Below are 23,201 nucleotides of genomic sequence, written 5' to 3'. Positions count from 1 at the left end.
GCGGCAAGCAGAACGAACACGGCGTAGGCCGCCCGCAGCCCGGACGACCTGCTCGCCCGTCGCCGGAAAGCCGGCGAAGGCATGGCCTCGTCATGGCAGACCTACCTTGTTACGGGGATGCGCGCGCGATTCCCGCGCCTAGTTAGAGATCGCCCTTCCTCACCTTGCCGTAAACGATATTCCGGTTCGAGCCATAGTAGACTTTCGCGTCGAAAGGACTCCCGCCGAGGGCGGCATTGATGATGTCCCACATATCGTCGGCCGAACGTAGGATGAGCGGCCAATCCATGAAAGTCTCCATGTAACCATCCGTCGTTATCTCGTCGCTGAAATTGGCAAACAGGAATTCGCCACCGGGCTTGACGAGTTCCATGGCTCTTTGAAGCAGGCGGACGCCGATGGCACGCGGCAGGTAATCGTAAAGCCCCGATGCGTAGACGAGATCGAATGTGCCAAGGGCGTAGGCGCGGCGTAGGATGCCGCGTACGGAACCCTGGACTGCCTCGACTGCCGTGCCGGCAAAGTCGTGGTTCACCGTGGCTACGCTGACGGGGTCCTGATCCAGGCCGATCCAACGTTGCAGTTTATGCCTGGCCAACGCGTCGGAGCGTTCGGCTTCCCTGAGGTGGCCGCAGGCAATCGCCAGCACCTCAGCCTTTTCCACACTGCTGGCCGTCTCGTCCACGGTCCTGGCCAGAATATCCCGCCGCTCGCGCCCCGCCACCGAACTGGCAGCTTCACTGGTGTACGCATAGATTTGCCGACCAAGTAAGGTCGACGAGGCCACGATCTCGTCGGCGATCGGATGCTTGTAGTAAATATCCAGCAGGCCTGCATCGCCCGAATACCCGCGCGGTTTTTCGACCGACCACCGCGTGAACGGGTCCTGGAGCAAATATTCCGCGACCCGATGCTGCTGAGCCAAAGGAACGAGTTTCTGCCAAACCGCGGTAGCAACCTGCCGGCGGAGCTTGTGGAGTCGCCCCGCCAAACGATGGACGACGGGGGCGGCCGGTTTGTTTCGCGCAAAGGCTTGATGAGCAAGGTCCAGTATCAGGGCGAGCTGGGCCGTGCTGTCCCTCAACTCGTCGGAGTCAGCCGCCTCTTCGGAGGTCGCAACATGTTTCTTCATCAGCCTGGTGGTGACCAGGCTGTATTGGTCGAGCTGCAGTTTTGGCTTGATAGGCATGCCGTTTACTCTCCGGTTTACCGCCCCGGTCCCCGGCCAGCAGCATAGGTGCGCCGCCGACCAATGCTAACAATTTTAATAAAATTTTAGTAAAATTTTAAGCAACGGAACGGCCATCAATCCTGCAAACTGGCTAAATCCGAACCGCCCGTTTACCCTCGGTTAGCGACATCTGACTTTTCTTGCGGACAGGGACGTCTTCATTCCCCGACCGCAGGCGACGTCGGCTGTTGCATTCGCTACTGCAGATCGCGGAGGAGCGTTGCGATGCAACTGAGCGAGGACGTTGCCCAGAAGGTGGCGGCAGCGATTGGACGTCCGCGGTGGCATTCCGCCGATCCGGAACTCCTGACACTGTTCCTGCAGAAGGATGCCGATGAGAATCGCAGCCTTGTGCGATGGGGTATTGCGGCTGCTGTATTCAGCTATGTGGCCTATGGCCTTTTCGATTGGTTTCTTTTTCCGGATATCGCCGGCCGGCTTGTTTTGACGCGCGTTACGCTAGGGATCACTTCCCTGGCGCTTGTCGAATTTGTCGCCCGACGGGGCTTTGCCCTTGCCACCTTGCACCTTGTAGCAGCGCTGGCGATTGTATCCGGTGCCCTTGGGTGGCTCGTCTCCGCTGTTGGAACAGAGCATCAGGATGCCCTCTCCCATTTCATGGTTTTTGGCACCGTGTTCATCCTGGGTGCGAATCTGTTCTTCAACTTCCGTTTTTGGCTTTCAGCCCTTGCCTCCGCGACGGTCGCCGCAAGCTTTGTGTACGCCGCGATGTTCTCCCTTCAGGCCGACATCGCCGGTCGGGTCGTGTTGTCGGCCTATTTCGTGAACTGCCTCGTCTTGTCGCTTTATCTTTCGTGGCGGCTGAGCCTGGAGCGTTACCAGACCTTCCTGCACGCGCTTCGGGCGCAGTTCCAGGAGCAGGCTGCTATCAAGAAGGGGCAGAAGCTAACCGAAATCGCCGACACCGATCCGCTCACGGGAATGAAGAACCGCAGGGCGATCATTCGAGAATTCTCGGAGCTGCGCGAAGACTGGGCCGCGGACGACGACGAGATAGGGCTCATTCTGATCGACGTCGACTACTTCAAAAGGTTCAATGACGGACTTGGTCATCAGGCCGGCGACGATTGCCTGATCAAACTCGCCCATGTCCTCTCCGAGATGGCGGCTGCCAACAACGCCATCGCGGCCCGCTATGGCGGAGAAGAATTCGTCATTCTCTGCAAGGTCACCGGGCGGGCTCACCTTCATGAGATAACGAAGAAATTCTGTCGCGCTGTAGAGGATTTGGATATCTACCACCCTGATCGGGGCGACAAGCTCAACATCGTAACGATCAGTGCCGGGGCGTCGTTGACGCGCGCCGATCAGAGCATAGAGCTTAGAATCCTGCTGCAGGAAGCTGACCGCGCGCTCTACGCGTCCAAGTTTGCCGGTCGGGCTACGTTCACGATTTACGACCCGCATGCCACCAGCCAGGATCGCTCCGGCGAAAATCTTTCAGAACTGCTGAAGGTGGCAGTTTCCAACCAGCTCGTTTCTGTCGCTTACCAGCCAATTCGCGAGCTGGCGTCGGGACGCGTGCTGGGCCACGAGAGTCTGATGCGGGTATGCGACTTCGACGGCACCATGATCAGTCCGTCCGTATTCATACCCGTTGCCGAGCAGACCGGAGCGATCGTGGAACTGGGTACATGGCTGATCGATCGAGCCTGCGGTGACATGGCGGAATACGGATTGGGCTCGGTCGTGACGGTGAACGTATCCGTTCTTCAGCTCAAGGCTCCCAACTTTTCACTCCGGATCACCGAAATCCTTGGCAGGCACGGCCTTGCGCCCCAGAAACTGGCCATCGAAATCACCGAAGGCAGTGACATCTTTCTGGAGGCGCAAGCGGTCAGAAACGTGGAGCGGTTGCGAAAACTCGGCGTTCAGATCTGGCTGGACGACTTCGGAACGGGATTTGCCGGCTTGACATGGCTCCGCCGCTTCAAATTCGACGTGGTCAAGATTGATCGCAGCTTCCTCCACGATTGCCAGACGTCTCGTGGCTTGAGCCTGTTGCGGGACATGGTCGGGCTGCTTCGCAATCTCGGCCATGTCGTGCTCGCCGAGGGCGTCGAAACGGAGGAGCAGTACATATTGCTGCAGCGCCTGGGGGTAAATTTGATGCAGGGCTTCCTCACCGGGCATCCCGTGCCGATCGAAGAGGTAAACCAGATCAGGCAAGGCCTCGTTGCCTAGCGGCAGCCTCTACGCTGAAGCTTCGGAGGGCATCCTGCTTCGTTCCGGTCCCCCTACGCTACTTCGTAGCTTCGGGCGACACTCCTACGCCCAGATTCGGTTCCGGGTGGCCTGCCACCCGAAGCCCGCAGGGCGTAGGGTGGCGGAGAGGGAGGGATTCGAACCCCCGATGGGCTTGCACCCATGCCGCATTTCGAGTGCGGTGCATTCGACCACTCTGCCACCTCTCCGCGGTCATGGTCGGCCGTTGCCGGCGCGGCGCACTAGATAACGGCTGGGCGGGCAGGTTACAAGGCCAAATCCGCGGGGGAATTCAGCTTCCTGTGCGGGCTCTGTCTGGAGGGCTGCGTTGCGGCCACGTCGGCAGATGGGGCCAACCGGTCCTCGACTGGAGAGATCGGGGGCGGCAAGGAGGCGGCGTGGCCAAGGATTCCGCCCGTTTGCCTTGACTCGTACCGAACCTTCGGTTAGGGGAAGCGCGCAATCGGCGTGGAGGGTTCTTCCACGCCGCTTGTTTTTCGAACCCGCAGACTGACAAAAAGACGGCCGAACCGCGTGACGCGGCTCATCGAGGCCGACCGAACAGCGAAAGGCAAAAAATGTTCGCAGTCATTAAAACGGGCGGTAAGCAGTATCGCGTTGCCGCCAACGATCTCCTGAAGATCGAGAAGCTCGAAGCCAATGTCGGCGATATCGTCGAAATCGGCAGCGTCCTCGCCCATGGCGAAGGCGAAAATGTCACCTTCGGCGCCCCGTTCGTCGATGGCGCTCTGGTCACGGCGGAAGTCGTCGAGCAGGGCAAGAACCGCACCGTCATCGCTTTCAAGAAGCGCCGCCGGCAGAATTCGCGCCGCAAGATCGGCCATCGCCAGCTTCTGACCACCGTGCGGATCGCCGAGATCCTGCTGGGTGGCGCCAAGCCTTCCAAGAAGGCCTCAGCCAAGGTGGAAGTCAAGGCTGACGTAGCGCCCGAGGCGAAGGCCGAGGCCGCGCCGAAGGAAGCCAAGGCGAAGAAGGAAGCCAAAGCCGAGGCTGCTCCGAAGGATGAAGCCAAGACGGAGACCGCCGTCGCCGCGCCGCTGTTCAAGGCGCCGAAGGGCGAGCCGGACGATTTGGCCGTGATCAAGGGCATCGGCCCGGTTGCCGCCGGCCAGCTGCACGAGCAGGGCATCACCACCTTCGCCCAGCTTGCCAAGCTGTCGGACAAGGACGTGGCCAAGATCGACGCGCACATGCCCTTCAGCACCGACCAGATCAACGACTGGCGCGAGCAGGCCAAGGAACTGGCGAAGAAGTAAAACGAACCGGCGACAAGGTCGCCGGATCGGACTTGAAACGGAACGCGAACGCGTTCATAAGACCATTCAAGCGCCCCAGGGCGCATCGGAGTTAGTTAGATGGCACACAAGAAAGCTGGCGGCTCGTCGCGCAACGGTCGCGACTCGCATTCCAAGCGTCTGGGCGTGAAGAAGTTCGGCGGCGAAGCCGTCATCCCGGGCAACATCATCATCCGTCAACGCGGCACCACCTGGCATCCCGGCGTCAATGTCGGCATGGGCACGGACCACACCCTTTTTGCGCTCGAGACCGGCGCAGTCACCTTCAACAAAAAAGCCAACGGCCGAACCTACGTATCGGTCAACCCGATTACCAAAGCCGCGGAGTAGCCGGTTCCGCACTATAAAACCGGCGCCCATCTCGGGAACCGGTGTCTGGCCAAACCAGTGAATGGAGCCAGGAAAAGGATCAGGGGAGATGGGTTTTCCATCTCCCCTTTTTTCTTGCCTGGAGGACGTCGAATGGTTGCCGAAGCGGAAGACACCGAAGACGAAAGTTACGCGATAGATTGCCCGGTGCTGGCCACGGAGCGGCTGGTGATGCGCGCCCCGTGTGAAGCCGACATCGCGCAACTGGTCGAGCTTGCCGACAACCGTCACGTCGCCGAGATGCTGGCCCGCATGCCGCACCCCTATGGCGAGGCCGAGGCACGCGCCTTCCTGGCTATGACCCGGTCGCGCCGGGCCGGCATCGCCTACGCCCTGACGCTCGCCGGCACCGACATTTTCGTCGGCTGCGCCGGCCTCAACATGACCGATCGCGGGCTGGAACTCGGCTACTGGATCGGCGAGCCCTATTGGAAGCGCGGCTATGCGACGGAGGCCGCGCACGCGTTGGTCGACCTTGCCTTCCAACGGACGTCGATCCACGTGCTGCAGGCTTCGACGCGGGTGATCAATCCGGCCTCGCGCCGGGTCATCCACAAATGCGGCTTCCAGTATGCCGGCCAGGGCATGCTGAACTCGATCGTCGCCGGCCAGGTGCCGGTCGAGCGGTACCGGCTGGACAGAAAGACCTGGATCAGTCTTCGAAACTGGGTGCATTTCTAGGTGTTTTGATATTCAGGTGAGGCCGGCCTGCAAACGCGGGTTTTATGCGCTTCCGGTGCACGTACTTAAGTACACTCCGCTCCGGTTCTCGAAAGACAGTGTTTTCGGCTCGGCCTGACCTGAATCTCAACACCTAGGCGCGTGCCTCCAAACGACAGGTTTGGAAACGTTGGTTGTGGATCGGGCTCAACTCAGCCCATCTCGACCCAAATCGGGAGATGGTCCGAACCGACCGCTTGCGGGTCGACCCACAGGCGCTTCAGCGATCCGGCGAGCGAGGCCGAGGTAAAGATGTAGTCGATGCGCTTGTGGCGGCTTGTGTCTTCGGGTCGCGTGGGATCGACCCAGGTGACGACGTCTGGTGTGTTCAGGCGCTGGGCGACGTCGACGGCGAGATCGGCGGTCAAGGGCATGCCGAATTCATGGTCCGGGCGGCCGACGAGTTCGACATATTCGGGCGAGCCGGGCAGCATGTTGAAGTCGCCCATGACGATGAAGGCTTCGGGATAGGGCAGGTCCGGCAGGCCGATCTCGGGAATGCCGGAGAGACCGCCGCCCTCGAAGGCATAGTTCAACAGGCGCTGGCGCAGGAAACGGATCTGGCTGGCGCGCTCAACCGGACTGCGATGGTCGAGATGCGTGGAATAGAAGCGGATGAAGCCGAGCGGGGTCTCGACCAGCGCCTCGAGTGCGCCGCGCTGGAAGTTCATCGCCTCAAGGCTGCGGCTGCGCGGCAAAAGCAGATTGCGCGACAGATGGATCGGTGTCTTCGACAGCACCATGTTGCCGAGCTGGAAAGTGGTGGTGATGGCGCGGCCGGCCTCCAGGCGCGAGCCGACATTGACCTCGAAATTGCTGCCGTAGGCGGCAAAATATTCGGGCAGCGCCTCACCGATCTCGGCGACCATGTCGCGGTTGCCGTTCCTCGGATTGTTGCGGGTCACTTCCTGCAGCGCGATCACGTCGGCGCCGCGAACCGCCTCGGTGATGCGGCCGAGATCGTAGCGGCCATCCAGACCGATACCGTACTGGATGTTGTAGCTCACAACCTTCATTCCCGCGCCCCTCAAGCTCCGTCCGCGAACACTGCTACCGCGTCCCCGACAAAAGGGCATCCGGCGCTTTAGTCGCAAAACGGCCTCGCCCTTGGCCGCGCCTTGGTTTAGAGCAAGGCGCAAGATCTAGAGCAAAGCCGCAAGGCCAACAGAAACTGCGTAGTCCAATGAAATTTCTCGATCAAGCCAAGGTTTATATCCGCTCCGGCGACGGTGGCGCCGGCTCTGTGTCGTTCCGGCGCGAAAAATTCATCGAGTTCGGCGGCCCGGATGGCGGCGACGGCGGCCGCGGCGGCGATGTCTGGCTGGAAGCGGTCAACGGTCTCAACACGCTGATCGACTATCGCTATCAGCAGCATTTCAAGGCCAAGACTGGTGTCCACGGCATGGGCCGCAACATGACCGGCGCCAAGGGCGCCGATGTGACGCTCAAGGTGCCGGCCGGAACCCAGGTGTTTGCCGAGGACAATGAGACGCTGATCTGCGACCTGACCGTGGTCGGCCAGCGCTTCCTGCTGGCCAAGGGCGGCAATGGCGGTTTCGGCAACCAGCATTTCAAGACCTCGACCAACCAGGCGCCTCGCCGCGCCAATCCCGGCCAGCCCGGCGAAGAGATGAATGTCTGGCTGCGGCTGAAGCTGATTGCCGACGCCGGCCTGGTCGGGCTGCCCAATGCAGGCAAGTCGACTTTTTTGGCAACCGTCACCGCGGCCAAGCCGAAGATCGCAGACTACCCCTTCACCACGCTGCATCCCGGCCTCGGCGTTGCCCGCATCGATGCGCGCGAATTCGTCATCGCCGACATTCCGGGCCTCATCGAGGGCGCGCATGAGGGTGTCGGCATCGGCGACCGCTTCCTCGGCCATGTCGAGCGCACGCGTGTACTTCTGCACCTGGTCTCGGCGCAGGAGGAAAATCCTGGAAAGGCCTACAAGACCGTGCGCGCCGAGCTCGACGCCTATGGCAATGGGCTGATCGAGAAGGTCGAGATCGTCGCGCTCAGCCAGGTGGATATCCTTGACGCCGATGAGCGCAAGAAGAAGGTTGCGTCCCTCAAACGCGCTGCCGGCCGCGCGCCGATGCTGCTGTCGGCGGCCACCGGCGAGGGCGTCGAAGCGGTGCTGCGCGCGCTGATGGCAGTTGTCGGCGAAGCGCGCGACAGGGCTGCCGCTCCCGTCGAGACCCGCTGGGACCGATAACGATGACGGCGCGGTCGCTGACAAAATACCGGCGCATCACGGTCAAGATCGGTTCGGCCTTGCTGGTCGACCGCACCAGCGGCCTGAAGCGCGACTGGCTGGCTTCGCTTGCCGAGGATATTGCGGTGCTGGCCAATGGCGGCGCCGAGATCCTGGTCGTATCGTCCGGCGCCATTGCGCTCGGCCGCACCATTCTCGGTCTCGGAAAACGGGCGCTGAAGCTCGAGGAGAGCCAGGCGGCGGCCGCCGTCGGGCAAATTGCGCTCGCCGGCGCATGGTCGGATGCGCTGGGCAAGGGTGCGCTGAAATCGGGCCAGATCCTGCTGACGCTCGGCGACACCGAGGAGCGCCGACGCTATCTGAATGCCCGCGCGACGATCTCGACGCTGCTCAAGATGAAGGCGGTGCCGGTCATCAATGAGAACGACACGGTAGCGACCTCCGAAATCCGCTATGGCGACAATGACCGGCTGGCGGCCCGGGTGGCGACGATGATGGGCGCCGACCTGCTTGTGCTGCTCTCCGACATTGACGGGCTCTATACGGCGCCGCCGGCGCGCGATCCCGATGCAAAATTCATTCCGGTGGTCGACCGCATCACGCCCGATATCGAGGCTATGGCCGGGGCGGCCGCATCCGAACTGTCGCGCGGCGGCATGCGCACCAAGCTCGATGCCGGCAAGATCGCCACCGCCGCCGGCACCGCCATGATCATCACCTCGGGCACCAGGCTGTCGCCACTGATGGCGATCGAGCGTGGCGAGCGCGCCACCTTCTTCAGGCCGAGCGCCAATCCGGTGAAAGGCTACAAGACCTGGATCGCCGGCCAGCTCGAACCGGCCGGGCGGCTCACCGTCGACGCCGGCGCCATCGGTGCGCTGCTGTCCGGCAAATCGCTGCTGCCGGCGGGCGTCAGGCTGGTCAGCGGCAATTTCTCGCGCGGCGACACGGTGGCGATCCTGTCGCCCGAAGGGCGCGAGATCGCGCGCGGGCTGGTTGCCTATGATGCCGCCGATGCCGTAAGGATCGCAGGCCTGAAGACCGCCGAGATCGAAACCGTGCTCGGCTACGAGGCGCGATCGGCGATGATTCACCGCGACGATCTGGTAGTGAGCGGCGCGGCCGAGTGAGGCGCGGCCCTGCGATTGACGGCGCGCTACTTGTCAGGTTCACGCGGCCATTTGGGCGGATTGCGGTACCTCTCCTGAACGTCCCGTTGAATTTTCAGAAGCTTGCTGCAACCTCCCAACTGTCCTTCAATGATAGCCTTGGCACGTTTATCCATTTCGGCTTGGGGGAGGTCCGTCCCGTCTGCGATGAGGTCGTGCATGACTGAGTCGGCCATCATTGCGTCTGTCGCTTTTTCCTCCTCCATCTTTTTCTTGAATTCTGCTTCAAGCCTCACACGCGGCCCACATCCATGTCCCTCCTCAACTACGACGTAGATTTGGGAAAACGGCGTCGGTAGCGCGCCGCAATAGCGCTCAGCGAGTACGAGGGACATCATCGAACCTACCATGGTCATGGCCAGGCCATCGGGGCTCTCGCCGAGTTCGATCTTGTCATCGCAGTAATCGGCTGCGCGAAGGCCGGTGGGCGCCAGCATCGTGGCCAAAGCAAACAAGACTGCGGCGCTCTTCATTCTGCTCTCCCGAATTTGCGGCCATTGCCGCGAAGGCCGGCCGCGTGTAAATCCACCAGGCTTCACCGGAGCGGTCAGATGTTGAACAAACACCAAGGCGAAGATGTAGCCAGTTTGATGGCACGGATAGGCCGCAATGCGCGCGCCGCCGCCCGACCGCTGGCTATCGCCACGACCAACGCCAAGAATGCCGCACTCGTCGCCATGGCCGACGCGATCATTTCGCGTGAGCAGGACATTCTCGACGCCAACGCCATCGATGTCTCGAATGGCCACGAATCGGGATTGTCCGGCTCGTTCATGGACCGGCTGAAGCTCGATCCGGCGCGCACCCGTGCCATGGCGGATGGCATCCGTGAAATCGCCGAGCTCAGGGACCCGGTCGGCGATGTGATTGCCGCCTGGGATCGCCCCAACGGCCTGCAGATCGAGCGCGTGCGCACGCCGCTCGGCGTTGTCGGCGTCATTTATGAAAGCCGGCCGAATGTGACGGCGGATGCCGGCGCGCTCTGCCTCAAGGCCGGCAATCCGGTGATCCTGCGCGGCGGCTCGGACTCGCTCAATTCGTCCGCCGCCATTCATGCCTGCCTGGTCGAGGGGCTGAAGGCCGCCGGCCTGCCGGAAGACGCCATTCAGCTGGTGCCGACCACCGACCGCGCCGCCGTCGGCGAGATGCTGAAAGGGCTTGGCGGCAATCTCGACGTCATCATTCCGCGGGGCGGCAAGAGCCTGGTCGGGCGCGTCCAGAGCGAGGCGCGGGTGCCGGTCTTTGCCCATCTTGAAGGCATCTGCCATCTCTACATCGACCGCTCGGCCGATCTCGACATGGCGGTCAGGATCGCCGTCAACGCCAAGATGCGGCGCACCGGTGTCTGTGGCGCTGCAGAGACTTTGCTGGTCGACCGCGCGGTGGCCTCCACACATCTGGTGCCGATCCTCGACGCGCTACGCGCCGCCGGCTGCGAGATCCATGCCGATCAGGAAGTGATGAAGCTGTTCTTCGACGCCAAGCCGGCGACCGATGCCGACTGGATGACCGAATATCTCGAGGCCATCATCGCGGTAAAGCTGGTAGACGGAATTGCCGGTGCCATCGACCATATCGAGACGTTCTCCTCACACCACACCGAGGCGATCATCGCCGAGGATACCAAAGCGGTCGAGCGGTTCTTCAACGAGATCGACTCGGCGATCCTTTTGCACAATGCCTCGACGCAGTTCGCCGATGGCGGCGAATTCGGCATGGGAGCCGAGATCGGCATCGCCACCGGCAAGATGCATGCGCGCGGTCCGGTCGGCGTCGAACAGCTGACCTCGTTCAAATACCGCGTGCGCGGGTCGGGACAGGTGAGGCCTTGAGCGCTGGCCTTACCCTCCCCCTTGTGGGGAGGGTGGCGAGCGCAGCGAGCCGGGTGGGGGTACGACGCTGAATTCTGCAATCCCCCCACCCCGCTCCGCTTCGCGGATCGACCCTCCCCACAAGGGGGAGGGTGGGGCGCCTCTTTCCTCGCACTACCTCCGCATGCCGCATGCCGAAAAGGGCCTTGCCGTCGGCCTGTTCGGCGGCTCGTTCAACCCGCCGCATGCCGGTCATGCGCTGGTGGCGGAAATCGCGCTCAGGCGGCTGGCGCTCGACCAGCTATGGTGGATGGTGACGCCAGGCAATCCGCTGAAGAGCACGAGGGAATTGGCGCCGCTGAGCGACCGGCTGCTGCAGTCGGAGCAGATCGCCAAGAACCCGAAGATCAAGGTCACCGCCTTCGAGGCGGCGCATCATATTCGCTTCACCGCCGACACGCTGGCGCTGGTCAAGGCACGCAATCCCGGCGTCGACTTCGTCTGGATCATGGGCGCCGACTCACTCCGCGATTTCCACCGTTGGCAGCGCTGGCGCCAGATCGTCATGGCCTTCCCGATCGCCGTCATCGACCGCCCGGGCGCGACGCTGTCCTTCCTGTCCTCGGTCGTGGCCAAGACCTTCGACTATGCCCGCGTCGACGAGGGTGACGCGCCCCGGCTCGCCCGCATGAAGGCGCCGGCCTGGACTTTTATTCACGGCCCACGCTCATCGCTGTCATCGAGTGCTATTCGCCAGCAAGCCAAGGGGTAACTCCGTAAGACCAGATCGCCGATGTCGCTTTTACGGCGGCCTTTCGCGATTGGCTGGGCGATGCTGCGCTGGATATGGCCACTTCAGTGAACCAGACCGACATCGACCCCAATCATGGCACCCCGCCGGCGCCCGTGATCGCCATTGCCAGCGTAATCGTGTCGATGGCGCTGATTGCGGTCGGCAACGGGTTGATGTTCGCCTATATCCCGGTCCGGCTTGGCGTCGAGCGCTTCGATCCGACCTGGGCCGGGCTGATCATCACCGGCCTGTCTGCCGGCGGACTTGCCGGCTGTATCCTGACCGGGCCGCTGGTGCGCCGCGTCGGGCACGCCCGCGCCTTCATGGTGCTGTCGGCGCTGATAGCGCTGTCGAATGCTGCCATTGGCGCCGGCACCTACCCGCTGCTGTGGATCGCGGCGCGCGCGCTTTACGGTTTTGCAATATGCGGCCTGTTCATCGTCGCCCAGAGCTGGCTCAACGATGCCGTCGCAAACGCCATTCGCGGCCGGGTGATGGCGGTGTTTTACGTCGCCTATGTCGCCGGACTTGGCGTCGGCTATGCCCTGCTGGCGGCGGTCGACATCGCGACGGCGCAGGCGCCGCTGATCGGCATTGCCTTCACCGCGGTGTCGATCCTGCCGGTCGGCATGACGCGGTTGGCTCAACCGCCGCCACCTCGCGCAGCCTCCGTGGCGCTTGGCCGCGCCTGGCGGATCTCGCCGGTCGGCGTGGCCGGCATGCTGGCCGTCGGCGGCCTGTCGATGGCGATCGCCGGGTTCGCTCCGATCCATGCCACGGCCAAGGGCTACAGCCAGGCCGATGTGGCGCTGCTTTTGTCGGCCATGCCCGTCGGCACGCTGATCCTGCAGATCCCGCTCGGCTGGATTTCGGATCGTACCGATCGCCGTTACGTGCTGGCCGGCGCTGCGGCACTGGCCATCGTTGCCGGTATTCTGGCTATCGGCTTTGACGGTGGCGCTCTGGCGGTGCTGGTGGTGATCTATGTGATCTGGGACGGCGCTTCGGAATCGATCTATTCGCTGGCCAGCGCACACGCCGCCGATCGCGCCGGCAAGGACGACATGGTGGCGCTGTCGAGTTCGTTGCTGTTTGCCTGGTCGCTGTCGGGGTTCATCGTGCCGGGTATCGTGACGGCCCTGTCGGCTGTCTATGGCACGCAGGCCTTCATTTATGTGGCCATCGTCATCGCCACTGTCTTCTGCCTGTTCGTGCTGTGGCGAGTGGCCACCACGCGCGCCGTCCCCGCTACGGAGACCAGCAGTTTCGCGCCGATGTCGGCGCAGGCGCCGCTGCCGGTGGAGCTCGCCTACGCCCCGGAAGATCAGCGCTGAACGGTTTCACAGCTCCTACTGCCTGGTAGCGGCAGTTTCCTGTCGAGCCTCCGGCGGAGGTGCGGGAACCGAAATGGCTTCGGCGTCGAACGCCTGCTTGACGCGTTTGGTGAGATCGATCTGGGTGGCGAAGAAATCCGCCGCCGTGGTCCAGTAGCGCAAGGTGATGGCGACGCTGGCATCGCCCACCGTGGCGACGAAGGCGATCGGCGCCGGCTCTCGCTTGACGCGGCGCTCGCCGCCGGCAACGCCCAGCATGGTTTTCTGCGCCAGGTCGATGTCGTTCCAGGAGCCGATGCTCAGCGTGATGTCGCCGCGGCGCACACCGTTGCGAGTAAAATTGCGCACCGGCTGGTTCCACAGCGTCGAATTGGGCGCCAGCACATAGACGCCGTCTGTCGTGCGGAGCTTGGTGGCGAACAAGCCGATTTCCTCGACGGTGCCGGAAATGGCGCCGACCTCGACATATTCGCCGATGCGGAATGGCCTGAGCGCCAGAAGCATGATGCCTGCGGCGATGTTCTGCAGCGTGCCTTGCAGCGCCAGGCCGATTGCCAGCCCGATGGCGCCGATGGCGGCGATGATCGAGGCCGTCTGAACGCCGAACTGGCCGAGCACCATGATGACGACCAGGATCAGGATGGCGTAGCGCACGATCTTCGAGAAGAAATGGCGCAGCGTCGCGTCGAAACCATGGATATGGCCGAGGCCGGCTGAGATCGATCGTTCTGCGAGCCCGGCGACGAGATAGCCGACGACCAGCAGGATGATGGCGCCGATGGCGGAGAAGGAATAGGAAACGATCAGTGTGCTGAGTTGCGCAAGGCCAGCCTGCACGGTGAGCAGCGTGTTCTGGGGGTCGATTGGCATCAGGAAAATCCGTTTGGGGGGTGTGTCGATAACCCCTGCCGCGGCCATGGGTTCCGATTTTTCTCAAGGCTCCGGAACCGGAAGTCGTGCACTGCGTTCGCGGTGGCAGGGCCTCCCGTCTTGAAACTGCAAGGGAACTCTGCCTATCTATAGGGTGTCACCTGATTTCGTGGGTGATTTGGTTGTTCTTGCTGCGAAAGGAAATACACTGAGAACAGCATTGCGGAAGAAGGCTGACGTCATGCCTTCGCCGGCCAGGATCAGCGTAGATGACGCCGTGTCCCGTGCCATCAAGACAGTCCTTGCCAGTCTGGAAGACTCCAAGGCCGAAAATATTGTCTCAATCGACATTCAGCGGAAATCGAGCCTCGGCGACTATATGGTCATCGCGTCGGGCCGGTCGCACCGTCATGTCTCGGCTGTCGCCGACCACCTGCTCAAGGCGCTCAAGGATGCCGGTCTCGGCACGGCGCGCGTCGAGGGGCTGTCCGGCGCCGACTGGGTCCTGATCGATTCAGGCGACATCATCGTCCATGTCTTCCGCCCAGAAGTCCGCGAATTCTACAATCTTGAAAAGATGTGGCAGGCGCCGGACCTCGAGGAAGAGACCTTGCACTGAGCTCCGTCTCATGTCGTAACCATCCGGGGTGCGACATGGATTGAAAGCTCGCCGAGGCAGGGATGAAGATAGCAGTTCATGCCGTGGGCCGGATGAAGGCCGGCCCCGAGAGAGAACTCGCCGACCGCTATTTCGAGCGTTTCGCCAAGAGCGGCCCGGCGATCGGGTTCGAATTCTCTGGTGTCGCCGAGATCGCCGAGGGACGAGCCCAGAACGCCAATGAGCGCCGCCGCGAGGAAGGCCAGAAGCTGCAGGCACAGCTGCAGCCGGGCACGGCGCTGTTCCTGCTCGACGAACGCGGCAAAAACCTGTCCTCAGACGATTTCGCCAGCCGTATCGGCCAGCTGCGCGATGGCGGACGCAAGGCGTTGGTCATCGCCATTGGCGGCGCCGACGGGCACGACCAGTCGATTCGCGATCAGGCTGAGCTGATAGTCTCGTTCGGCGCGGCGACCTGGCCGCACCAACTGGTGCGCGTCATGCTGGGCGAGCAGCTCTATCGGGCGGCAACGATTCTTTCGGGACATCCCTACCACCGTTCGTAAATCAGTGGGTCGAGGATCAATCGTCCGGATTTCCGCCCCAATGCGCGGCTGTTTTGTGCTAGGCTTCGGTTCGATCATGGTTGATGGTTCGTTAACGAAGCCACGCATAGAGTCGGGCTTCAATGGCTGACAACGGGAAATCACGAACGGGCTTCCGGCACGCGCGCTGCGGCATCGCTGCAGCAGTGGTTTTGCTGTCGCTCGGGCTTGCGCGGGCCGAAAATACGCTGGACGTGGCGCCCGACCCCGATCTGAGCCGTGCCGAATATGAGAAGGTGTCGGCCGAGATCACGCTGTCGTCCGAACGGCTGGCCAAGCTCGCCGCCGACATTGCTTCGGTCAAGAAGGACCATGCCTCGATCACCGCGGCGCTTATCCAGTCGGCGATGACCGAGCAGAAGCTCGGCCAGGACATCGAGGATATCGGCGCCAGGCTCGAAGGACTGAAGGGCGAGGAACAGAAGATCCGTGTCTCGCTGGCGGCGCGGCGCGACGTGCTGGCCGAGGTGCTGGGGGCGCTGCAGCGCATGGGGCTCAATCCGCCGCCGGCGATCCTGGTCAAGCCGGAAGACGCACTGTCGTCGGTGCGCAGCGCCATCCTGCTCGGCGCAGTGGTGCCGGAACTGCGCCAGCAGACCGACAAATTGCTGGCCGACCTCAGGGAACAGACCCGGGTGACGGCCTCGATCGAGGCCGAGCGGACGCGGCTGACAGCGGCGGTCGGCGAGCAGACGGCGGAAAAGAAACGCCTCTCCATGCTGCTCGAAGCCAAGCAGAAGCTCGAGGCGGACACCTGGACGGCGATGGCCGCTGAAAAGCAGCGGTCCCAGGCGCTTGCGGCCAAGGCCGGCAGCCTGAAAGAGCTGATCGCTTCGCTTGAAGCCGACAAGAGCCGCAAGGCGGCGGATGCCGTCAAGGCAGGCGAACAGAAAGCGGCCGACAGCGATAAGCCGGACGCCGATAACGCCGATGCAGGCACAACCGCGTCGACGGAGCTGGCTTCGCTGCCCGTGCCGGAAGGCAACCGCCTCACCGCCGCCGCGCCGTTTTCGGCACTTCAGGGACAGGTCTCGCTACCGGTCACCGGCAAGATCAAGCTGCGTTTCGGGGCCGATGACGGTAACGGCGCGGTGATGCTTGGCGACATGGTTGCGACACAATCGGGAGCCATCGTCACGGCACCGGCGGACGGAAATGTGCTTTATGCGGGGCCTTTTCGCTCCTATGGTCAACTCTTGATCCTCAATGCGGGAGACGGCTATCATGTCGTCCTGGCGGGGATGAGCAGAATCAGCGTCGCGTCTGGCCAGTCGGTGCTCGCAGGAGAGCCGGTCGGCGCGATGGGAGAGGCCCGGGTGGCAAGCACCTCGGCCTCGAAGAATGGAAATGCCACGCCGGAACTCTATGTCGAGTTCCGCAAGGATGGAAAACCCGTCGATCCGACCCCATGGTGGGCGGACCGCTTCTCTGGAAGGACGTGAAATGATGCGGAAACTGTCGCTTCTTATTGCCGGTGCGCTGATGGGCGCGTCAGCGATGAGCCTGGTCTATGGCGCCCCCGGCTCGACGGCGAACGCTGCAGGCTCCGAGACCTACAAGCAACTGGCGATCTTCGGCGACATCTTCGAGCGCGTGCGGGCGCAGTATGTGACGCCGCCGGACGACAAGTCGCTGGTCGAAAACGCCATCAACGGCATGCTCACCTCGCTCGACCCGCACTCCTCCTACATGAATGCCGAGCAGGCGCAGGACATGCGCGTGCAGACCAAGGGTGAGTTCGGCGGCCTCGGCATCGAGGTCACCATGGAGAACGACCTGGTCAAGGTGATCACGCCGATCGACGACACCCCGGCTGCCAAGGCAGGCGTGCTGGCCGGCGACTATATCGCCAAGATCGACGGCCAAGAGGTTCGCGGCCTGACGCTCAACGATGCAGTCGAAAAGATGCGCGGCCTGGTCAACACGCCGATCAAGCTGACCATCCTGCGCCAAGGCGCCGACAAGCCGATCGAGCTGACGGTGGTGCGCGATATCATCAAGGTCAAGGCGGTCAAGTTCCGGGTCGAGAACGACATCGGCTACATGAAGATCACCTCCTTCACCGAAAAGACCTATGACGACCTCGAGAATGCCATCGACACCATCAAGAAGCAGGTGCCGAACGACAAGCTCAAGGGCTATGTGCTCGATCTCAGGCTCAACCCGGGCGGCCTGCTCGACCAGGCGGTGAGCGTGTCCGACGCCTTCCTCGACCGTGGCGAGATCGTCTCGACCCGCGGCCGCGACCCGAAGGACGTCACACGCTTCGACGCCAAGGCAGGCGACGACATCGGCGCCAAGCCGCTGATCGTGCTCGTCAATGGCGGTTCGGCCAGCGCCTCCGAGATCGTCGCCGGCGCGCTGCAGGACCTGCGCCGCGCCACAGTGGTCGGCACGCAGTCATTCGGCAAGGGCTCGGTGCAGACCATCATCCCGCTTGGCGAGAACGGCGCGCTGCGCCTGACGACGGCGCTCTATTACACGCCGTCCGGCAAGTCGATCCAGGGCAAGGGCATCACGCCCGACATCAAGGTCGACCAGCCGCTGCCGCCCGAACTGCAGGGCAGGGACCTGACGCGCGGTGAATCTGACCTCAAGGGCCATATCAAGGGGGCCGACGAGAGCGATACCGGCTCGGGCTCGGCTGCCTATGTGCCGCCGGATCCAAAGGACGATCTGCAGCTGATCTATGCCGAACAGCTGCTGCGCGGCCAAAAGACCGATCCGGCATTCCCGCCGAATCCGGAGAAGGCAGTGCTTAACCAGTGAAATCGACTGGTAGCTCTGGCTGCCCAATCGAAGCGATGCAATGCTGCCGGGACCGTGAGGTTCCGGCAGTTTGATTCGGGGGCAGCTGGGCGCTGTGCCTCAAAGGCGCAGGGGACGCGCCGTCAGTTTTGGATCTGCGCATGGCGAAGATTTCGCTGATCACGCGCCGGGGGATGCGGCTTGGCTGACGTCGGCAAGGACATCGAACGCCCGCTCGGACAGACCGTCCGACCGCGTGCCGCGTCGCGCGGGATCAGCGCTGGCGCCGTCGCGGCGACGCTGGTCGTGCTGGCCGCGGTCGGCATCTCCGGCGCGATCGCGCTGCGCGAGAAGCCGTTCCGCAAACCGGAAGCAATCGCGGTCTCGACGCCGAAGGTGACGGCGGCGGCCGAGCCCGCGGCCGCAGCGCCCACTGCTCAAGCGACGGCGGCAGCGCCGAAGGCGGAAACGCCCAAGGCCAGCGGTCCGCAGATCATCCATGTGCAGTCCCAGGAGGGTGATGGCCCGCCCAATGCAGCCATCGTCATCCACGACCCGTCGACGATCGGCCAGAACCTGAAGATCGCGCATATCCCCGACAGGGCGCTGATCGAGGCCAGCGACACCGGCCCGTTGCCGGTTCGCGCCGCTGACGGCCGGCGGCCGTTCGATGTCTATGCGCGGCCGTGGTCGGGTTCGCGTGGCGCTCGAGTGGCAATCGTCATCGGCGGGCTTGCCGTGTCGCAGACCGGCACGCAGGCCGCGATCGCCAAGCTGCCGGCCGAAGTGACGCTGGCTTTTGCGCCGCAAGGCAACAGCATCGGCCGCTGGATGCAGGCGGCACGGCAGAGCGGGCATGAGGTGGTCATGCAGGTGCCGCTCGAACCGTTCGACTATCCCAACGTCAATCCCGGCCGCAACACGCTGACAGTGGCGGCAAGCCAGGACGACAATCTGAAGAATCTGCGCTGGGCGCTGTCGCGGACCACCAACTATACCGGCGTCATAAACTATATGGGGGCGCGCTTTTCGGCCGACGCGACAGCGATGGGGCCGTTCATGGCCGAGCTTGGCAAGCGCGGCCTTGCCTATATCGATGACGGCTCGTCCGCGCGGAGCCTGGCGTCCGATCTCGCCTTGAAGGACGGTGTGCCGTTCGTCGCCGGCGATACGGCAATCGACGCCGTGCAGGACCGCGGCGCCATCCTGAAAAAGCTCGACGCGCTGGAAGCGACCGCGCGTGCCAAAGGCTCCGCCGTCGGCATCGGCTCGGCCTTCGACCTCACCGTCGACACCGTGGCGTCCTGGGCGGTCGAAGCAAAAAAGCGCGGCATCGAGATCGTGCCGATCTCGGCGGTGGCCATCGACCCGGAAAAAGGCTGATCGGCGCTTGTGGCGATTTTCAACGATGCCGAGAAAAGAGCTCTCTCTGGGCCTGATTGATTGAACCATCATCCCAGTCGACCTCGCGCTTTGATTGCGGGATGTGTCTCCGCCGATATTCGTTGTTGTAGAACAGGGTGCCGTGGATTCCGAGCACATCGCGTTTCAGGATGGGACGACCCCAAAGCGGCGCCAGCACGCGACCTGCCTCGTCTTCACCAAGCCGCTCAAATAAATCTTCGGCCAGTTCCATGTCTCTTCCATCCGGGAAGATGGCGGCGTACTCCTCCTCTGTTGCCTCGAACACGCTGAAGGTTGCGTTCAAGGCGCCGTCGATGATTTGAATATTTTTCATGGGATTACTCTGCCATTCGACCGCAACGGCGGCAACGGGGCCGGGTGGCAGTGACTGGAACGAACCCACGTTTTCCGCTTCCGGGGCAAGCCTACTTTGAGTACGCTCCGCTCCGGTTCTCGAAATCATTCGCCACTGCCTCGCCGGAGCGAATCTCAGAACGGCTTTAAACTCCGATGGCTAAAAAGATCGATCCCGAGACGCTGCCATACCGCCCCTGTGTCGGGCTGATGATCCTCAATGGCGACGGGCTGGTCTGGGTTGGGCACCGCATCGCCGAACCGGACAGCGAATTTGCCGGGACCACGCAGCTCTGGCAGATGCCGCAAGGCGGCATCGACGAGGGCGAGGAGCCGCTGCAGGCGGCCGGGCGCGAGCTCTATGAAGAGACCGGCATGCGCTCGGTCACGCTGCTGGCCGAGGCGCCGCATTGGATCAATTACGACCTGCCGCCCGATCTGGTCGGCATCGCCCTCAAGGGCCGCTATCGCGGCCAGACGCAGAAATGGTTCGCCTACCGCTTTCACGGCGAGACCAGAGAGATCCAGATCAATCCGCCGCCGGGCGGCCACACCGCCGAATTCGATGAATGGGCATGGCGGCCGATGCAGGACCTGCCCGATCTGATAGTGCCGTTCAAACGCAAGGTCTATGAGGATGTGGTGGCGGCGTTCCGTCATCTTGCCTAGCTGGATGTGACGGTTCGCACGGCACCTGATTCGTGCTTTATTGATCGGGACACCCGCAGCCACGAGACCCATATGAACGACGCCGGGCAATGGCCTCTTAGCGCAGCGTATGGGCTGCCCCTCACCCGCCTGCCGGCTTTCGTCACTCGAAAAGCCAAGCAGTTGGCTTTTCGTCCGCTTTACGCCGACCGCTCCTCAACTCCCCGTATAGGGATAGGGAGAGATATCCGGCAGGACAATGAGGGGCAGCGCCGACTTCAGCGGGTCTGCGATGCATAAAGCCAAAGATACGATCAGCGAAGCGGCGGCCGGCGCCATTCTCACCATCGATCTCGGCGCTATCCGAGAGAATTACCGGCGGCTCAAGGCAAAGCTCGGCGGCGTGCGCTGCGCCGGCGTCGTCAAGGCCGACGGTTACGGGCTCGGCGCGCGGCAAGTGGCGGCGGCACTGGTTGCCGAAGGCTGCGACAGCTTCTTTGTCGCGCATCTCACCGAGGGTGTCGCGCTGCGCGACGCACTCGGACCGAAGCTGGAAATCCATGTGCTGAACGGGCTGCCGCCGGGCTCGGAACCCGAAGCGGTGGCTGCCGACCTTGTTCCCGTCATCAACAGTGGCGGACAATTGAAGGCGTGGAGCAAAGCCGGCCAGAAGGCCGGCCGCAAGCTCAAGGCCGCCATCCAGGTCGACAGCGGCATGTCGCGGCTGGGCATGGCGCCGGCAGAGGTCGAGGCGCTTACGGCCGATGCTTTCGCCGGCGTCGATGTCGTCCTCGTCATGAGCCATCTGGCCCGTGCGGACGAACCGACCAATGCGGCCAATGACGCGCAACTCAGGGAGTTCGAACGGCTGCGCAAAATGCTGCCCAAGGCGCCGGCGTCGCTGGACAATTCCTCCGGCATCTTTCTTGGGCCGCGCTATCAGTACGACCTCGCGCGTCCGGGCGCTGCGCTCTACGGCATCAATCCGACGCCTGATGAGGCGAACCCGATGCTGCCGGTGGTGCGGCTCGAGGCAAAGATCATCCAGACACGCGGCATCGATAAGGGCGCGGGCGTCGGCTACGGACATGCGTTTCTGGCCAGCGGTCCCTTGCGCGCGGCCACGATCTCGCTCGGCTATGCCGATGGCTGGCACCGGCGCGCGGCTTCGGCTGCTTGGCTCGACGGCGTGCGACTGCCCTTTGTCGGGCGGGTGTCGATGGATTCGATCATACTCGACATCTCGGCCCTGCCGGCCGGCCGGCTGCGCGAGGGCGACCTTGTCGAACTCCTAGGCCCCTCGCAGAGCGTCGATGACGCCGCCGGTCATGCCGGCACGATCGGTTATGAAATCCTGACCAGTCTCGGCCCCCGCTTCCACCGCCGCTATATCAACGAATAGAGCCGCGACACGCCGCCCCTTGGCGGACGCCGCAGAATCCGGCAGACAGGAGGCGGCGGCCCTCTGACGGAAGTCGTCGTGGAGAGTGATGCGATGAAGATCTTCGTGTTGGGCGGCGGCGTTATCGGGGTCACCACTGCCTATTATCTCGCTGAGGCCGGCCACGAGGTGACGGTGTTCGACCGCCAGAAAGGGCCGGCGCTGGAAACCAGCTTCGCCAACGCCGGCGAGATCTCGCCGGGCTATGCTTCGCCCTGGGCCGGCCCCGGCATTCCGCTGAAGGCAATCAAGTGGCTGTTGATGAAGCACGGCCCGCTGGTGGTGCGGCCGGCCTTCGATCCGTATATGTGGACATGGCTCATCAAGATGCTGCGCAATTGCACCGCGGATCGCTATGCCATCAACAAGGCGCGCATGGTGCCGCTCGCCGAATACAGCCGCGACACGCTGAAGGCGCTGCGCGAGGCGACCGGCATCGCTTATGATGAGCGGACCAAGGGCACGCTGCAGCTGTTTCGCACGCAAAAGCAGCTCGACGGCACCGGCGGCGATGTAGAGGTGCTGAAGAAATATGGCGTTCCCTACGAGTTGCTCGATCCCGAAGGCTGCATTGGCGCCGAACCTGCGCTGGCCGGCGTGCGGGAAAAGTTTGTCGGCGGGCTGAGATTGCCCGGCGACGAAACTGGCGACTGCAAGATGTTCACCGATCGGCTGGCCGAGCTCTGCGTGGCGCGCGGCGTCACGTTCGAGTACGGTACGCAGATCCGGCGCTTCTCCAAGAACCGCAATCGCATCGTCAGCGTCGGCACCGACCAGCGCTCGCGCGCGGCCGACGCTTATGTGCTGGCGCTGGGCAGCTATTCGGCGCGCTTCATGCGCCTGCTCAGGCGCCCGATCCCGGTCTATCCGGTCAAGGGCTATTCGATCACCGTTCCGATCAAGGACGCGGTCGCCGCCCCGGTGTCGACGGTAATGGACGAAACCTACAAGGTGGCGATCACCAGGCTCGGCGACCGCATCCGCGTCGGCGGCACGGCGGAGATTTCCGGCTTCGATCTCAGGCTGCATGAATCGCGCCGGCGCACCCTCGAACATTCGGTCGGCGATCTGTTCCCGGATGGCGGCGACCTCAAGGCGGCGTCCTTCTGGTGCGGGCTGCGGCCGATGACGCCGGACGGGCCGCCGCTGGTCGGCCGCACCGAGTTCTCCAACCTCTATCTCAACACCGGGCACGGCACGCTTGGCTGGACCATGGCCTGCGGCTCGGCCAAGGTGCTGTCCGACATCATCTCCAGCAAGGTGCCTGATATCGATGTGCGGGAGCTGGGGCCGGAGCGGTATTTGAGGTAGGGGTGCTTTTTAAAGCTGGCGGGCCAGCACCCCCTCTG

22 protein-coding genes and 1 tRNA gene are annotated in these 23,201 nt (G+C 63.3%); 17 read left to right on the top strand and 6 right to left on the bottom strand.

Translation table 11 applies throughout. From position 1 onward, the window contains the following. Positions 1-142: 142 nt before the first annotated feature. Complete coding sequence (locus NLY36_RS13615) at positions 143-1,189, bottom strand: class I SAM-dependent methyltransferase (RefSeq protein ID WP_023684116.1); 1,047 nt, start codon at positions 1,187-1,189, stop codon at positions 143-145. 267 nt (positions 1,190-1,456) lie between these two features. Between NLY36_RS13615 and NLY36_RS13610 the strand changes: the two genes are divergently transcribed. Continuing rightward, positions 1,457-3,436, top strand: coding sequence for a putative bifunctional diguanylate cyclase/phosphodiesterase (locus tag NLY36_RS13610; protein WP_023684117.1), 1,980 nt, complete (start codon positions 1,457-1,459; stop codon positions 3,434-3,436). 140 nt (positions 3,437-3,576) lie between these two features. Here the strand turns inward: NLY36_RS13610 and NLY36_RS13605 are convergent. Then, positions 3,577-3,666, bottom strand: a tRNA-Ser gene (locus NLY36_RS13605). A gap of 369 nt (positions 3,667-4,035) precedes the next feature. Between NLY36_RS13605 and NLY36_RS13600 the strand changes: the two genes are divergently transcribed. The 3 genes from NLY36_RS13600 (at position 4,036) to NLY36_RS13590 (ending at position 5,823) form a co-directional block, all read left to right on the top strand. Beyond that, positions 4,036-4,734 (top strand): 50S ribosomal protein L21, encoded by a 699-nt coding sequence (locus tag NLY36_RS13600; RefSeq protein ID WP_023668688.1) that lies wholly within the window; start codon positions 4,036-4,038, stop codon positions 4,732-4,734. 99 nt (positions 4,735-4,833) lie between these two features. Then, positions 4,834-5,103: a 50S ribosomal protein L27 gene (rpmA, locus tag NLY36_RS13595; RefSeq protein WP_015315190.1), complete on the top strand. Its 270-nt coding sequence runs from the start codon at positions 4,834-4,836 to the stop codon at positions 5,101-5,103. Positions 5,104-5,235: 132 nt separating this feature from the next. Further along, positions 5,236-5,823: a GNAT family N-acetyltransferase gene (locus NLY36_RS13590; protein WP_023684119.1), complete on the top strand. Its 588-nt coding sequence runs from the start codon at positions 5,236-5,238 to the stop codon at positions 5,821-5,823. A gap of 191 nt (positions 5,824-6,014) precedes the next feature. Here NLY36_RS13590 and NLY36_RS13585 read toward each other — a convergent pair whose 3' ends face one another. Beyond that, positions 6,015-6,878: an endonuclease/exonuclease/phosphatase family protein gene (locus NLY36_RS13585; protein ID WP_023668690.1), complete on the bottom strand. Its 864-nt coding sequence runs from the start codon at positions 6,876-6,878 to the stop codon at positions 6,015-6,017. Positions 6,879-7,045: 167 nt separating this feature from the next. On the opposite strand from NLY36_RS13585, the gene obgE reads away from it, so the two are divergent. Both obgE and proB read left to right on the top strand, forming a co-directional pair. Continuing rightward, on the top strand, positions 7,046-8,077 hold the full coding sequence (obgE, locus tag NLY36_RS13580; RefSeq protein WP_023668691.1) for a GTPase ObgE: 1,032 nt from the start codon (positions 7,046-7,048) through the stop codon (positions 8,075-8,077). A 2-nt stretch (positions 8,078-8,079) separates the two neighbouring features. Continuing rightward, on the top strand, positions 8,080-9,207 hold the full coding sequence (proB, locus tag NLY36_RS13575) for a glutamate 5-kinase (RefSeq protein ID WP_023668692.1): 1,128 nt from the start codon (positions 8,080-8,082) through the stop codon (positions 9,205-9,207). A 26-nt stretch (positions 9,208-9,233) separates the two neighbouring features. Here proB and NLY36_RS13570 read toward each other — a convergent pair whose 3' ends face one another. Then, positions 9,234-9,719 carry a hypothetical protein gene (locus NLY36_RS13570; protein ID WP_023668693.1) on the bottom strand — a complete coding sequence of 162 codons (486 nt, stop codon included), beginning with the start codon at positions 9,717-9,719 and terminating at the stop codon, positions 9,234-9,236. A gap of 78 nt (positions 9,720-9,797) precedes the next feature. On the opposite strand from NLY36_RS13570, the gene NLY36_RS13565 reads away from it, so the two are divergent. The 3 genes from NLY36_RS13565 (at position 9,798) to NLY36_RS13555 (ending at position 13,184) form a co-directional block, all read left to right on the top strand. After that, entirely contained in the window at positions 9,798-11,078 is a 1,281-nt protein-coding gene (locus tag NLY36_RS13565) for a glutamate-5-semialdehyde dehydrogenase (RefSeq protein WP_023668694.1), read from the top strand. 163 nt (positions 11,079-11,241) lie between these two features. Then, positions 11,242-11,829 carry a nicotinate-nucleotide adenylyltransferase gene (locus NLY36_RS13560; RefSeq protein ID WP_023698215.1) on the top strand — a complete coding sequence of 196 codons (588 nt, stop codon included), beginning with the start codon at positions 11,242-11,244 and terminating at the stop codon, positions 11,827-11,829. A gap of 74 nt (positions 11,830-11,903) precedes the next feature. Continuing rightward, on the top strand, positions 11,904-13,184 hold the full coding sequence (locus NLY36_RS13555; RefSeq protein WP_023698214.1) for an MFS transporter: 1,281 nt from the start codon (positions 11,904-11,906) through the stop codon (positions 13,182-13,184). A 15-nt stretch (positions 13,185-13,199) separates the two neighbouring features. On the opposite strand, the gene NLY36_RS13550 is transcribed toward NLY36_RS13555, so the two are convergent. Further along, positions 13,200-14,054, bottom strand: a complete 855-nt coding sequence (locus NLY36_RS13550; protein WP_023736854.1) for a mechanosensitive ion channel family protein — start codon at positions 14,052-14,054, stop codon at positions 13,200-13,202. 241 nt (positions 14,055-14,295) lie between these two features. Between NLY36_RS13550 and rsfS the strand changes: the two genes are divergently transcribed. The 5 genes from rsfS (at position 14,296) to NLY36_RS13525 (ending at position 19,388) form a co-directional block, all read left to right on the top strand. Further along, positions 14,296-14,673 (top strand): ribosome silencing factor, encoded by a 378-nt coding sequence (gene rsfS, locus NLY36_RS13545; RefSeq protein ID WP_023668698.1) that lies wholly within the window; start codon positions 14,296-14,298, stop codon positions 14,671-14,673. A gap of 62 nt (positions 14,674-14,735) precedes the next feature. Beyond that, positions 14,736-15,218 carry a 23S rRNA (pseudouridine(1915)-N(3))-methyltransferase RlmH gene (gene rlmH, locus NLY36_RS13540; protein WP_023684125.1) on the top strand — a complete coding sequence of 161 codons (483 nt, stop codon included), beginning with the start codon at positions 14,736-14,738 and terminating at the stop codon, positions 15,216-15,218. Between the two features lie 122 nt (positions 15,219-15,340). Then, complete coding sequence (locus NLY36_RS13535; RefSeq protein WP_023668700.1) at positions 15,341-16,699, top strand: murein hydrolase activator EnvC family protein; 1,359 nt, start codon at positions 15,341-15,343, stop codon at positions 16,697-16,699. A gap of 1 nt (position 16,700) precedes the next feature. After that, positions 16,701-18,026 (top strand): S41 family peptidase, encoded by a 1,326-nt coding sequence (locus NLY36_RS13530; RefSeq protein ID WP_023668701.1) that lies wholly within the window; start codon positions 16,701-16,703, stop codon positions 18,024-18,026. Between the two features lie 180 nt (positions 18,027-18,206). Next, positions 18,207-19,388 carry a divergent polysaccharide deacetylase family protein gene (locus NLY36_RS13525; RefSeq protein ID WP_023712010.1) on the top strand — a complete coding sequence of 394 codons (1,182 nt, stop codon included), beginning with the start codon at positions 18,207-18,209 and terminating at the stop codon, positions 19,386-19,388. Between the two features lie 19 nt (positions 19,389-19,407). Here NLY36_RS13525 and NLY36_RS13520 read toward each other — a convergent pair whose 3' ends face one another. Further along, on the bottom strand, positions 19,408-19,872 hold the full coding sequence (locus NLY36_RS13520) for a DUF8220 family protein (RefSeq protein WP_023698408.1): 465 nt from the start codon (positions 19,870-19,872) through the stop codon (positions 19,408-19,410). Positions 19,873-19,919: 47 nt separating this feature from the next. Here NLY36_RS13520 and NLY36_RS13515 point away from each other — a divergent pair, with 47 nt between their 5' ends. The 3 genes from NLY36_RS13515 to NLY36_RS13505 all read left to right on the top strand — a co-directional run bounded on the left by NLY36_RS13515 (position 19,920) and on the right by NLY36_RS13505 (position 23,163). Continuing rightward, positions 19,920-20,432: an RNA pyrophosphohydrolase gene (locus NLY36_RS13515; protein WP_023693158.1), complete on the top strand. Its 513-nt coding sequence runs from the start codon at positions 19,920-19,922 to the stop codon at positions 20,430-20,432. 271 nt (positions 20,433-20,703) lie between these two features. Next, positions 20,704-21,813 carry an alanine racemase gene (gene alr, locus NLY36_RS13510; RefSeq protein ID WP_031197166.1) on the top strand — a complete coding sequence of 370 codons (1,110 nt, stop codon included), beginning with the start codon at positions 20,704-20,706 and terminating at the stop codon, positions 21,811-21,813. Positions 21,814-21,906: 93 nt separating this feature from the next. After that, entirely contained in the window at positions 21,907-23,163 is a 1,257-nt protein-coding gene (locus tag NLY36_RS13505; RefSeq protein WP_023668705.1) for a D-amino acid dehydrogenase, read from the top strand. Positions 23,164-23,201: the final 38 nt, after the last annotated feature.

Origin of the sequence: Mesorhizobium sp. C399B, assembly GCF_030323185.1 — a bacterium.
Classification (GTDB): domain Bacteria; phylum Pseudomonadota; class Alphaproteobacteria; order Rhizobiales; family Rhizobiaceae; genus Mesorhizobium.
The sequence above is the reverse complement of the archived record's forward strand: the minus strand, read 5'-3'. Positions and strand labels throughout refer to the sequence as shown.